The organism is Kitasatospora papulosa, assembly GCF_000717245.1.
In the GTDB taxonomy this organism is placed as follows: domain Bacteria; phylum Actinomycetota; class Actinomycetes; order Streptomycetales; family Streptomycetaceae; genus Streptomyces; species Streptomyces papulosus.
Genome location: NZ_JNYQ01000003.1, coordinates 410,509 through 423,011 on the forward strand (window position 1 = coordinate 410,509; position 12,503 = coordinate 423,011).

The 12,503-nt window shown below is 70.6% G+C and carries 10 protein-coding genes; 5 read left to right on the top strand and 5 right to left on the bottom strand.

Annotated elements, in window-relative coordinates; genetic code table 11:
* The 3 genes from IA22_RS0110285 to IA22_RS0110295 are packed head-to-tail and all read right to left on the bottom strand — an operon-like array spanning position 1 to position 3,196.
* On the bottom strand, positions 1-900 hold the full coding sequence (locus IA22_RS0110285; RefSeq protein WP_015575979.1) for a carbohydrate ABC transporter permease: 900 nt from the start codon (positions 898-900) through the stop codon (positions 1-3).
* Positions 897-1,859, bottom strand: a complete 963-nt coding sequence (locus IA22_RS0110290; protein WP_015575980.1) for a carbohydrate ABC transporter permease — start codon at positions 1,857-1,859, stop codon at positions 897-899. Before IA22_RS0110290 ends, IA22_RS0110285 begins: the two co-directional genes overlap by 4 nt.
* A complete protein-coding gene (locus IA22_RS0110295; protein ID WP_015575981.1) occupies positions 1,856-3,196 on the bottom strand; it encodes an extracellular solute-binding protein in 1,341 nt (446 codons plus the stop codon). Before IA22_RS0110295 ends, IA22_RS0110290 begins: the two co-directional genes overlap by 4 nt.
* Before the next feature lie 462 nt (positions 3,197-3,658).
* Between IA22_RS0110295 and IA22_RS0110300 the strand changes: the two genes are divergently transcribed.
* The 5 genes from IA22_RS0110300 to IA22_RS0110320 all read left to right on the top strand — a co-directional run bounded on the left by IA22_RS0110300 (position 3,659) and on the right by IA22_RS0110320 (position 8,870).
* Positions 3,659-4,573, top strand: coding sequence for an AurF N-oxygenase family protein (locus IA22_RS0110300; RefSeq protein ID WP_014157849.1), 915 nt, complete (start codon positions 3,659-3,661; stop codon positions 4,571-4,573).
* A 9-nt stretch (positions 4,574-4,582) separates the two neighbouring features.
* Positions 4,583-6,253, top strand: a complete 1,671-nt coding sequence (locus IA22_RS0110305) for an FAD-dependent oxidoreductase (RefSeq protein ID WP_030123408.1) — start codon at positions 4,583-4,585, stop codon at positions 6,251-6,253.
* Between the two features lie 166 nt (positions 6,254-6,419).
* Positions 6,420-6,650, top strand: a complete 231-nt coding sequence (locus IA22_RS0110310) for a hypothetical protein (RefSeq protein ID WP_030123409.1) — start codon at positions 6,420-6,422, stop codon at positions 6,648-6,650.
* 41 nt (positions 6,651-6,691) lie between these two features.
* Positions 6,692-7,198: a MarR family winged helix-turn-helix transcriptional regulator gene (locus tag IA22_RS0110315; protein ID WP_234434490.1), complete on the top strand. Its 507-nt coding sequence runs from the start codon at positions 6,692-6,694 to the stop codon at positions 7,196-7,198.
* Between the two features lie 226 nt (positions 7,199-7,424).
* Positions 7,425-8,870, top strand: a complete 1,446-nt coding sequence (locus IA22_RS0110320; protein ID WP_015575986.1) for a glyceraldehyde-3-phosphate dehydrogenase — start codon at positions 7,425-7,427, stop codon at positions 8,868-8,870.
* 118 nt (positions 8,871-8,988) lie between these two features.
* Here IA22_RS0110320 and IA22_RS0110325 read toward each other — a convergent pair whose 3' ends face one another.
* Both IA22_RS0110325 and IA22_RS0110330 read right to left on the bottom strand, forming a co-directional pair.
* Positions 8,989-11,154, bottom strand: coding sequence for a SpoIIE family protein phosphatase (locus IA22_RS0110325; RefSeq protein WP_030123410.1), 2,166 nt, complete (start codon positions 11,152-11,154; stop codon positions 8,989-8,991).
* A gap of 110 nt (positions 11,155-11,264) precedes the next feature.
* On the bottom strand, positions 11,265-12,464 hold the full coding sequence (locus tag IA22_RS0110330) for a GDSL-type esterase/lipase family protein (protein WP_030123411.1): 1,200 nt from the start codon (positions 12,462-12,464) through the stop codon (positions 11,265-11,267).
* Between the last annotated feature and the right edge of the window lie 39 nt (positions 12,465-12,503).

The window sequence follows — 12,503 nt, forward strand, 5'->3', positions numbered from 1 at the left end:
CTACTGGCCGGCGAGACCGGTGTGCGCGATGCCGCGCACGATCTGCCGCTGGAAGAACGCGAAGACGATCAGGAGCGGCAGTCCGGCGATCACGAGCGAGGCCATGATCTGGGCGTACCGCACCCCGAAGGTCGACTGGACGTTCACGAGTCCGACGGGCAGCGTCATGCCACCGGGGTCGGTGGTCACCAGGAACGGCCACAGGAAGTTGTTCCAGGTGGAGATGAAGGTGAAGATCGCCACGGCCGCCAGTACGGGCCGGGACAGCGGGATGACGATGGTCCAGAACACCCGCCAGCGACCGGCGCCGTCGACGAAGGCGGCCTCCTCCAGTTCGCGCGGTACGCCCTCGAAGAACTTGACCAGGATGAACACCATGGCGGGCACGGCGACCTGGGGCAGTATGACGCCCCAGTAGGTGTCGACCAGGCCGAGCTGGACCATCTCCCGGAACAGCGGCGCGATGAGGACCTGCGGCGGCACCATGATTCCGGCGAGCACGAGACCGTAGAGCAGCCGTCTGCCCCGGAAGTCGGTGCGGGTGAACCCGTACGCGGCCATCGCGCAGGTCACCACGGTCAGCAGGGTGGTCATGACGGAGATGTACGCGGAGTTCATGAGCCAGACCATCAGGTCGCCCGACTCCCAGACCTTGCTGTACGCGTCGAAGGTCACACGGGAGCCGGTCCAGGAGAACGGTGTCCTCGTCGTGTCGCCCTCGGGTTTCAGGGAGGTGGCCACGGCCCAGGCGAGCGGCAGGAGCCAGGCCGCGGTGAGCAGCAGGGCGACGACGAGCAGGGCGATCCTGCCGGGCGTCCAGCGCGGGCGGCGTCCCCCGGCGTCCGCGGACCGGCCGGAGCCCGGGGCGCGGCGGGTGGTGAAGGTGGCGGAACCGCTCACTTCGCGGCCTCCTCAGCTCGGCGCCGGGACAGCAGCGGCTGCACCAGGGAGACGGTCAGGATCAGGGCGAAGAAGATGTACGAGACGGCCGAGGCGTAGCCGATGCGGTAGCCCGTGAAGCCCTGCTGGTAGACGTACTGGAGGATCGGCCGGGTGGACTCGTCGGGGCCGCCGCCGGTCATGATGTAGACCTGGTCGAAGATCTTCAGCGAGGCCAGTACCTGGAGGACCACGACCAGGCCGGTGGTGCGGCGGAGCATCGGCAGGGTGATGTGCAGGAGACGCTTCCAGGTGCCCGCCCCGTCCAGTTCGGCGGCCTCGTACAGATGCGCCGGGATGGCCTGGAGGGCGGCGAGGTACAGCAGGAAGTTGAAGCCGACCGTCCACCAGACGGTCGTCGCCACGATGCTGAGCATCGCGTACCGCTCGTCGGTCAGCCAGCCGATCTCCGGTGTCAGGCCGACGGTGGCCAGCAGTTGGTCGGCGAGGCCGAAGCCGGACGGGAGGATCATGTTCAGGAAGAGCAGGCAGACGACGCCCGACGGCAGCAGGAACGGCGCGAACCAGCTGAGCCGCCACAGCCACTGGACCACGCGCAACTGGTGGGCGAGCAGGGCCAGCACGAGGCCGACGACGACAAGGGGGACGGTGGACAGGACCGTGAACCAGACGGTGTTCCACAGCGAGGACCAGACGTCCGGGTCGCGCACGGCCTCGGCGTAGTTGTCGAGGCCGACGAACTCCCCTCCGGAGCCGGTGATGTTCTCGCTGGTCAGGCTCATTCCCAGACCGGATACGAGGGGCCAGACCAGGAAGAGGGCGTACACGAGGAGGAAGGGCGCGATGAACACAAGACCGTGCTCGGTCCACTTCCTGCGCACGCCTCGGAGGGGGCGCCCCGCCGCTCCCCCGTCGGGCTTCGCCACGGAGGCCGGCGCCGCGGCGGCGGTGGAGGTCATGACGCGGCTCCCGGGAGGGGGTTGCGGGTGTCGAGAAGGTTCCGCAGCCGGGCCTTGGCCTCGGTCAGGGCGTTGCGCGGGCTGCGGGAGCCGGTGAGGACCCCCGAGAACACGGCTCCCAGCTCGATCCACAGGCGGGAGGCGGACCCGGCGAACCACGCGGGTTCGTCCAGCGCCACGTCGTCGATCACGGTGCGGTACTCGGACTGCGGCTTCAGCGCGAGGTAGGCGGGGTCGTCGAGCACCGGCAGGTACGCGGGTACGTGGCCGCCCTGGGCCCAGGCCACGGAGTGCTTCAGCATCCACGCGACGAGGGTGTGCGCCGCCTCGTTCGTCGCGCCGCCCCGGTCCCTCTGGTGCGGCAGGACGAAGGCGTGGCAGTCGGCCTGGGCGGCCGCCGTGCCGAACAGCGCGGGGATGCGGGTCATGGAGAACGGGAGGCCGGTGGTCTTGAAGGTGGTGATCTCCCATTCGCCGTTGAGGTGGAAGGCGGTCTTCCCGCCGTTGAAGACGCCGATGGACCCCGCGTAGTCGACGCGGCGCACCATCAGCCCCTCCTCGACGAGCCGGGCCAGGTACTCCAGGACACGCAGCGCCCGGGAGTCGTCGAGCGCGAGGCGCTTGCCGTCCGGGGAGAGGACCGTGCCGCCGGTCTGGGCGTAGAAGCTGGAGAAGAGCCGCCAGGGGGTGATGCAGTCGGGGCCCAGCGTCTCGGTCACCAGTCCGGGCTGCCCGGTCGCCTTCTTCGCGGCGCGCAGGGCGTCGGCGAAGTCGTCCGCGCCGCTGACCGGCCTGAGGCGGCCGCCCGACAGGAGACCGGCCTTCTCGCAGACCTCGGTCTGGTAGTAGAGGACGAAGGGATGGGTGTCGAGCGGGACGGCGAACTGCTTGCCGATCGCCTGGCCCCGGCGCCAGATGTCCTGCGGGAAGTCCTCCTCCCTCACGCCGAGTTCGGCCAGCAGATCGAGGTCGAACGGGTCGAGGAGCCTGCCGGGGGCGAAGCCCGCGAGGCGGGCGAGGTGCAGGGCGGCGAGTTCGGGAGCCCTGCCGCCGGCACCGGCCATGCCGAGCTTGGTGTAGTACGGGGCGCCCCACTGGAGGGTGGAGGCCTCCAGCGCGATGTCCGGGTGTCCGGCCCGGAAGTCGTCCAGCATGCCCTGCATGTTGACGCCGTCGCCGCCGCCGAACAGATGCCAGTACCGCAGCAGGGTCTGCCCCGGGCCCGCGGCGGTCGCGGGCGCGGCACAGCCCGACAGGGAGCCCAGGGCTCCGGCGGCGGCCAGGGCGCCTGCGCCGCCCGCGAGGGCTCGGCGCCGACTGAGGAGGGGTGGTTGCATGGCGGCTCGTCTCGACTCGTCGATGAGGTCCGGGGACGCGTGAGGAGAAGGGCGAGTGTTCGATATTTCGACCCCTGCCCGTCACTTCGGACGGGACCGTAGGCCCGGGAAAACGCGGCGTCAATGACTCGCGCTGAAATTGCGAACAATGTTCGACATGGCGAACAAGGAGCCTCTTCGAGGCCGTCCGCGCACGGAAGGAACGTGTACGCACCGGCGCACGCGAGGAGATGTCGCGGGGATCGGCACACATTTCTTACTGGGGGGTAGGCCCGCCCCGATCCTTGCTATACCTTCCGTCTAACAAGGGAGACGGAAAGGCTGCCCGGCAGTGGCCGGCACCGGCCCTTCGCCTGACGCTGCCACCTGCTCCGGTCGTCAGGACGGTTCATGACGACCCGTCACCCTCGAGGCACATGTGACAGCACCAAGGACATCGCTGACGAACCGAGGAGCCGCACCATGGCAAGCAGCACCGTTCGGCCGGACGCAGAGGACCGGCCGCCCGAGGACCACCTCACCCGCCGCCTGCTGGAATCGGCCGCCACGCTGGCCTATGACCCCGCCACCGAGGTCGACTGGGACACACCGCTGGACAAGGAGTTCCACGGCGCGAGCCCGGAGTGGAGCACCCTGTACGGCACCGCGTACTGGAGCGAGCTGACCGAGGCGCAACGCAAGGAACTGACGCGCCAGGAAGCCGCGTCCGTGGCCAGTACCGGCATCTGGTTCGAGATGATCCTGCAGCAGATGGTCCTGCGCGACGTCTACGCGAAGGACCCCACGAGCGCGGACGTCCAGTGGGCGCTCACCGAGATAGCCGAGGAGTGCCGGCACTCCATCATGTTCGCCCGCGGCGCCCAGAAGCTCGGCGCGCCCGCGTACCGGCCGCGCCGGTTCGCGGTGGAGCTGGGCAGGGCCTTCAAGACGCTCGCGTTCGGGGAGGCGGCCTACGCGGCGATCCTGGTCGCCGAGGAGGTCCTGGACGTCATGCAGCGCGACTGGATGCGGGACGAGCGGGTGGTGCCCTTCGTCCGCACCATCAACAACATCCATGTCGTCGAGGAGTCACGGCACATGAAGTTCGCCCGCGCCGAGACCCGCAGGCACCTCAGCGGCGCGGGCCCCGTGCGGCGCCGGATCAACGCCCTCGTCATCGCGATCGCGTCGTACGTCATCGTCACCAGCATGGTGAACAAGGACGTCTACACCCACGCCGGACTCGACGGGAAGCGGGCGCGGGACGAGGCGAAGGCCAACGAGCACCACAAGTCGATGATGCGCTCCAGCTGTTCGGGCCTGATGGACTTCCTGGCCTCGGCCGGGCTGCTCACCAAGCCCGCACTGGTGTTCTACAAGCGTGCCCATCTGATCTGAGCGGACGACATGACCTACGCCATCACCCAGACGTGCTGCAGCGACGCCACCTGTGTCTCGGTATGCCCCGTCAACTGCATCCACCCGACGCCGGAGGAGCCCGACTTCGGCCGGACGGAGATGCTGTACATCGACCCGAGGTCCTGCATCGACTGCGGCGCCTGCGCCGACGCGTGCCCGGTGGAGGCCGTCTTCCCCGTGGACAGCCTCCCCGCCGCGCAGGCGGAGTACGGTCCGATCAACGCGGAGTGCTTCGCCGGGCGGGAGCCCGGGCAGGACCCCGAGGGGCCGAACTTCCACGTGTGGGGGGAACCCTCCTTCGAGCGCAGCCTGCCCTCGGACTTCGCACCGCTCCGGGTCGCGGTGGTGGGCACGGGGCCGGCCGGGATGTACGCCGCCGAGGACCTGCTGCTGCACACCTCGGCCGAGGTGACACTGATCGACCGGCTGCCCGTCGCGGGCGGGCTCATCCGCTACGGCGTGGCGCCCGACCACCTGTCCACGAAGAAGGCCGGGAACACGTTCGCCAGGTTCCACTCGCATCCGAGGGTGCGGATGCACCTGGGCCTCGAAGTGGGCCGGGACGTCACCCCGGAGGAGCTCGCCGCGCACCACGACGCGGTGGTCTACGCCGTCGGAGCGCCGGAAGGCCGACGGCTCGGGATCCCCGGCGAGGACCTGCCCGGCAGCATCTGCGCCACGACGTTCGTCTCGTGGTACAACGCGCACCCGGAGGTCGCGTCGGACGCCGTGGACGTGTCCGCGGAGCGGGTCGTCGTGGTCGGCAACGGGAACGTGGCCCTCGACGCGGCACGGATCCTCGTCTCCGACCCGGAGGCGCTGGCCAGGGGCGACATCGCGCACCACGCGCTGGCGGCGCTGCGCGCCGGCTCGGTGCGCGAGGTGGTGCTGCTGGGACGGCGGGGGCCCGAGGACGCGGCGTACACCGCGTCCGAACTGCTCGCGCTCACACACCTGCAAGACGTGGACCTGGTCGTGGACGACCACGACGCGCGGACCGGCGCGGCGATCGACACCGCCGCTCCGGGCGACAGGGCCGCACTTCTGCGGGACGTGGCACGGGAGACGGTGGACTGGTCGCGCCCTCCGACGGCCGGGCGGCGCCGCATCGTGTTCCGCTTCCATTCGGCGCCCTTGGAGGCGGTCGGCGAAGGTGCCGTGGGCGCGGTCCGGGTGACGGACGGCGCGGGCCGCCCGGAAGGCGCCGACGGCAGGGAGATCCCCGCAGGACTTCTGCTGCGGGCCGTCGGCCAGCGCGGACTGCCGGTCACCGGGCTGCCGTTCGACGAGGCGACGGGCACCGTGCCGCACGAGGGCGGCCGGGTGGCGGGCCGGCCGGGGACGTACGTCGTGGGATGGATCAAGCGCGGCCCCTCCGGAGGCATCGGAGCCAACCGCGCCTGCGCCGCCGAGACCGTGGGCACGCTGCTGGACGACGCCGTGGGTGGCGCGCTGCCCGCCCCCGAGCACGGGGCGAGGGCGTTCCAGCGGCTCGCGCGGCGTCGCAACCGGCGACTCGTGGACGCCCGCGGCCTGGCGGAGATCGAGCGCGTCGAGCTGGCCCTGGGGCGGCGCGACGGCCGCCCCAGGGTGAAGCTGGCGACGGTTCCCGAGCTGCTGGCCGCCGCGAAGGGCGGTCGTCGCCGGATTCCCGGCTGAGGCGGACGGATCCGGCCCGGCCCACCGAGCACGTCGGCGGGCCGGGCTTCCGCACGTCATGGCACCGATCCATGGACGTCTCGTCAACTCCCCTGCGGGCGGCGAACATTGCAGGCTTAGGTTAGGCTTGCTTTACTGAGCTTCGTCGTTGCTGCGAGGAGAAGACGTGCGGGTCGCCATGTTCGGCTGTCAGACGTGCGGGCACCGGACCCCGCACGCCTTCCTCGACCCCGCGCACGACAGGGCGACGGCGGTGACGGACCCTCGCGGCAAGCGCGCCCGCGAGGAGACCCGGAGCGAGCCGGTCACCACCCGGGTCCGGACGGAGGACGGTGCGACGCCGGGCGCCACGCAGCAGTTCGTCCCGACGGGCGACCAGCTCGCCGGCAGGTCATGACCCCTCGCCCCCTCCCGGCCGCCGCCACGTCAGGACGAACCGTGCACCAGCAGACATCCGCGGGGGCCTCGTACGGCCCCCGGAGCGCCGGCGTGACGCCGCCGAGCGTGCTGAACCTCAACGCCTACCTCATGTACGCGACGGGCAAGGCCGCGCGCCGGAGACTCACCGACGCGCTGACGGCTCACGGCCTGCGACTGCGGCACCTGACCGTCCTGTCCATGCTGGAGGACACCGGCCCGCTGTCCAAGGGTGATCTCGCCTCGCGGCTGGACATGAACCAGAGCGACCTGACCAGGACGGTGACCGATCTGGAGAGGGCCGAGCACGTCACGTGCACCCGGGACCTCTCCGACCGCCGTCGCATCGAGGTGGCGCTGACCGCGGCGGGCCGGGGCGCCCTGGCCCGGCTCGACCACGAGGTGTCCGCCACCGAGGCGGATCTCCTCTCCCCGCTCACCCGAGAGGAACGCGACCGGTTCACCTCTCTGCTGCGCCGTGTGCACACCCACCTCGAACAGGGCCGGGAGGATCCGCCCACGCACTGAGCTCCGGAAGGAGGCCGTTCCGGCGGACCCCGCCGCTCGATCGGCGTCCGGCACGCACGGCCGGACCGCTCACCACGTCAGCACACACCCCAGGGAGCACGACCAGGGAATATTCAGTCCACAAAGCGATAAATCGACTGGGCCGAGTGCACCAAGGGCACCAACGCTTGATCAAAAGTCGGGTGTGGTTAACATATGAGCACCGCCTAGCTCGAAAGATGGACTTGTGACTGCCACCGAGGACTCGTTCACCAATTGGAAGACTCGCGAGGAGATCGCGGAGTCGATGATCCCGATCATCGGAAAGCTGCACCGGGAGCGGGACGTCACGATCCTGCTCCACAGCCGCTCGCTGGTGAACAAGTCGGTGGTCAGCATCCTCAAGACCCACCGGTTCGCACGCCAGATAGCCGGCGCGGAGCTCTCGGTGACCGAGACGCTGCCCTTCCTGCACGCGCTCACCGCGCTCGACCTCGGCCCGTCGCAGATCGACCTCGGCATCCTCGCCGAGGCGTACCGGGGCGACGACCGCGGCCTGTCGGTGGGCGACTTCACCGCTGAGGCCGTGGCCGGCGCCACGGGCGACAACAAGACGGAGCGCCGCGAGGCGCGGGACGTGGTCCTCTACGGCTTCGGCCGCATCGGCCGCCTCCTGGCCCGGCTGCTCATCGAGAAGACCGGCTCGGGCAACGGCCTGCGCCTGCGCGCCATCGTCGTACGCAAGGGCGCCGGGCAGGACATCGTGAAGCGCGCCTCCCTGCTGCGCCGCGACTCCATCCACGGCCAGTTCCAGGGCACGATCACCGTCGACGAGGCGAACAGCAGGATCATCGCCAACGGCAACGAGATCCAGGTGATCTACTCCGACGACCCGACGGCCGTGGACTACACGGCGCACGGCATCAAGAACGCCATCCTCATCGACAACACGGGCCGCTGGCGCGACCGCGAGGGCCTGTCCAGGCATCTCCGCCCCGGCATCGCGAAGGTCGTCCTGACCGCCCCGGGCAAGGGCGACGTCCCCAACATCGTGCACGGCGTCAACCAGGACACGATCAAGCCGGACGAGCAGATCATCTCCTGCGCCTCCTGCACCACCAACGCGATCGTGCCGCCGCTCAAGGCGATGGCGGACGAGTACGGCGTGCTGCGCGGCCACGTGGAGACCGTCCACTCGTTCACCAACGACCAGAACCTGCTGGACAACTACCACAACTCCGACCGCAGGGGCCGGTCGGCGCCGCTCAACATGGTCATCACCGAGACCGGTGCCGCGTCCGCCGTGACCAAGGCGCTGCCCGACCTCGACGCGAAGATCACGGGCAGCTCGATCCGCGTCCCCGTGCCGGACGTCTCGATCGCGATCCTGAACCTGCAGCTGGCGCGAGGCACCAACCGCGAGGAGGTCCTCGAATACCTTCGCAACGTGTCTCTGACCTCGCCCCTCAGGCGCCAGATCGACTTCATCACCGCTCCCGACGCGGTGTCGAGCGACTTCATCGGCTCCCGCCACGCCTCGATCGTCGATGCGGGCGCCACCAAGGTCGAGGGTGACAACGCGATCCTCTACCTCTGGTACGACAACGAGTTCGGCTACTCCTCCCAGGTCATCCGGGTGGTTCAGCACGTCTCGGGAGTCGAGTACCCGACCTACCCGGCCCCGGCCGTCTGATTCCTTCCGGCAGGCGGCTCCCCGTGCGGGGAGCCGCCTGCCGCGGGCGTCCTGCCTGCCGCGCAGCCTGCGGGACACCGGGGGCTGCTGACCCTCCCGCTCGACGGGCTGTGCCCGCTCAGGCCGGACCGGGGTCCTCGACACCCGTCAGCGGCTGTTCCGCCCAGATGGCCTTGCCCGTGCCGGTGTAGCGGGTGCCCCAGCGCTCGGTGAGGCTCGCGACGAGCAGGAGACCGCGTCCGCCCTCGTCCAACATCCGGGCGCGGCGCAGGTGCGGGGCGGTGCTGCTGCCGTCGAAGACCTCGCAGATGAGCGCGGTGTCCCGGATGAGGCGGAGCCGGATGGGATCTCCGCCGTAACGGATGGCGTTGGTGACCAGTTCGCTGACGACGAGTTCGGTGGTGAACACCGCGTCGTCCAGTCCCCAGACCGCGAGTTGGGCGGCGACACGCCTCCGGGCGTCCGCGACGACGGCCGGGTCGGACGGGAGGTCCCACGAGGTGTAGTGGTCGGCGTCCAGGCGCCGGGTGCGGGCCAGCAGCAGGGCGACGTCGTCGTTCGCGTGCTCGGGGACCAGGGTCTCCATGACGGTGTCGCCGACCTCGTCGAGGGAATGCGCGGGTCGGCCGAGCAGATCGCGCAGCTCGGCGAGCGCCTGGCCGGTGTCCCTGCCGACCGACTCGACCAAGCCGTCCGTGTACAGGGCGAGACGGCTGTCCTCGGGAAGTTCGAACTCGGCCGACTCGAAGGGGAGCCCTCCCACTCCGAGAGGTGGCCCGGGAGGCAGCCGCAGCTGTTCGGCGGAGCCGCCGGGGCGGGTGAGGACCGGCTCGGGGTGCCCGGCCCGCGCCATCGTGCAGTGTCCGGTGGCCGGGTCGTAGACGGCGTACAGGCAGGTGGCCCCGGCGACCTGCCCGCCCTCGGGGCCGTCGGCCGGCTGCTCGCGGTCGAGGGTGAGCGCCAGGTCGTCGAGCTGGGTGAGCAACTCGTCGGGGGCGAGGTCGACGTCGGCGAGCGTCCGTACGGCGGTACGGAGCCTGCCCATGGTTGCCGAGGCGTGGAGACCGTGACCGACGACGTCACCGACCACCAGCGCGACCCGTGCGCCGGACAGCGGGATGACGTCGAACCAGTCTCCTCCGATGCCCGCGCCGTCGGTGTTCGGCAGATAGCGTGCGGTGACCTCGACGGCCTTCTGCCGTGCGGCCCTTCGGGGCAGCAGACTGCGTTGCAGGGCGAGCGCGGTGGCCCTCTCGCGTGTGTAGCGGCGGGCGTTGTCCACGCAGACGGCGGCACGTGACACGAGCTCGGCCGCGAGCTGCAGATCCGCGGCACCGAACGCCCCGGGTGTGCGGTGCCGGCAGAACAGCGTGGTGCCCAGGATGACGCCGCGTGCCCGCAGCGGGACCACCATCACCGAATGGATCTTGTGGTCACGCATGCTCTGCGACCGTACGGGTTCGATCGTCCTCCAGCGGCGCAGCGCCACCTCGTCGAGAACCATGCGCGCCGGTTCTCCCTTGATCAGCGTGCGGCCCACCACGGAGTCGGAGTCGTAGGCATGGGTCTCACCGACCGCGACGATCGACTCGGGGCACCCTTCGAGGACGGAGCACTGGGCCGCCCGGTGGAAGCTGATCGAGTCACGGTTCAGCACCGAACGCGCCTCGTCGCCCGCCACCACCTCGGACAGCAGGTCCACGGTGACGAAGTCGGCGAAGTCCTCGACGGCAAGCTCCGCCAGCTCCTCGGCGGTGCGGCCCACGTCGAGGGTGCTGCCGATCCGCATACCGGCCTTGTTCAGCAGGGCCAGACGTCGGCGCGCCCAGAACTGGTCGGTGGTGTCGAGCGTCACCACGGACACTCCCTCGACCTCGCCGGCGGCGTTCCGCACGGGCGACATGGCCGCCTGCCGGATGTGTTCGCTCCCCTCCATCACGAGCTGGGTCTCGTACAGCTCGCCCTGCCCTGTCCGCAGCACCCGTTCGATGGCTTCGACGAGACCCTGCCCGCCCTCCATGTAGAGTCCGGGCTCGATCTCACCGGGCAGCAGTCCCACCAGTGACTCCGCGGGCCTGGCCACCGACTCCGCCGCGGCCCGGTTGGCCAGGGCGAGCAGCTGGTCCCGGCCGAAATAGGCCACCGGCACCGGCAGCTGGTCGAGGATCCTGCAGCGTTCCTCGTCGGACGGCCGGTAGGCGTGCTCCCGGTGCCCCTCGGTCACCTCCGAGGGCTCGCCACGGTCCGATGGCGGGACCGCACCACCCGTCCCGTCCCTGCTCATGGGCCCATCACTGGTCCTCCCCGCCTGGGCAGGTCACATACGGACATACATGCGACCTCGAATCCAGAATGCCCTGGTGTGCCCCGCCTCTCAACCGGCCCTTCTGCCGTTCACAGCCGAACGGCTCGGTCGGCGGCGACGGCGAGCGGGCCGCCCGGACCGAAGGCCAGCCGGGCGAAGCGCTCCCCCATCCGGCGGTGTGTGGCGGCGTCGGGGTGCAGTGCGTCGGGAAGTGGCAGTTCGACGGAGTCTGCTTCGCCGTAGAGCTCGCGGCCGTCGAGATAGTGCAGATTCGGGTCCTCGGCCGCCCTCTGCTCGGCGATGCGGGCGAGTTCGCCCCGGACGGTGCTCAGGGTGAGTTTCCCGGCGGCGGTCTCGGCAGGGTCACCCGCCGCGCTGAAGCTGAGCCGCCCCTCGCTCAGGGCCCGGTGGTCCGGAGCGCTGGGGCCGGGCGTGGTCTCGTGGATCGGGCACAGGATGGGCGAGACGATCAGCAGCGGTGTGACCGGGTGGCCCTCGCGGATGGTGTCGAGGAAGCCGTGGACTGCCGGGGTGAAGGCCCGCATGCGCATGGCGTCGGTGTTGACCAGGTTGATGCCGGTCTTGACGCTGATCAGATCGGCGGGCGCGTCGCGCAGGGTGCGGGCGGTGAACGGGTCGAGCAGGGCACTTCCGGCGAACCCGAGGTTGACCAGATCCACCCCGCCGAGTGCGGCGGCGAGCGCGGGCCAGGTACTGGTGGGGCCGTCGGCGTCGGAGCCGTGACTGATCGAACTGCCGTGGTGCAGCCACACCGCACGGTCCGCGGCGACGACCGGCTCCACCGGGGCGTCGGTGCGCAGGGCGACCAGCTCGGTGGTCTCGTTGTGCGGCAGCCAGATCTCGATGTCCTTCATGCCGGCGGACAGACCGCCGAAGCGGGCGGTGCCCACCGGGCCCGGCCGGGATTCGGCGGTCCCGGCGGCCATGTCGATGGTGAGGGTGTTGCCGCCGCTCACACCGGTCCGGCCCGCGAGACGGCCGTCCACCAGCAGTTCGTACACGCCGTCCGGCCGGGGTGGTGCGCCCACGTACACCCGCTTGGTGGGCAGGGTGTCCAGCTCGACGAGGGTGGCACGGGTGCGCAGGACGATCCGTACGCCGGAGGGCTGGACCTCCGCCATGGCCAGCTGGCCGTCCGTGTTCTGGGCGCGGGCACGGGCGGGCAGCCGGTGCGGCAGCAGTCCGTGTGCGGTGCGCTCCACTTCGAGCGCACCACGCAGGAGGTGTTCGGTGAGGGGGGTGGTTGTCAGCTGGGGCCGGGTGCTCATGGTCAGTCGCCTGTCCAGGTGTGCGTAGGGGATCGGGTG

What these genes read in the sequence shown, in the direction of transcription:
- IA22_RS0110325 (WP_030123410.1), bottom strand. Translation starts at nt 11,154, where the DNA reads ATGAGCAGGGACGGGACGGGTGGTGCGGTCCCGCCATCGGACCGTGGC.
- IA22_RS0110295 (WP_015575981.1), bottom strand. Translation starts at nt 3,196, where the DNA reads ATGCAACCACCCCTCCTCAGTCGGCGCCGAGCCCTCGCGGGCGGCGCA.
- IA22_RS0110330 (WP_030123411.1), bottom strand. Translation starts at nt 12,464, where the DNA reads ATGAGCACCCGGCCCCAGCTGACAACCACCCCCCTCACCGAACACCTC.
- IA22_RS0110290 (WP_015575980.1), bottom strand. Translation starts at nt 1,859, where the DNA reads ATGACCTCCACCGCCGCCGCGGCGCCGGCCTCCGTGGCGAAGCCCGAC.
- IA22_RS0110305 (WP_030123408.1), top strand. Translation starts at nt 4,583, where the DNA reads ATGACCTACGCCATCACCCAGACGTGCTGCAGCGACGCCACCTGTGTC.
- IA22_RS0110300 (WP_014157849.1), top strand. Translation starts at nt 3,659, where the DNA reads ATGGCAAGCAGCACCGTTCGGCCGGACGCAGAGGACCGGCCGCCCGAG.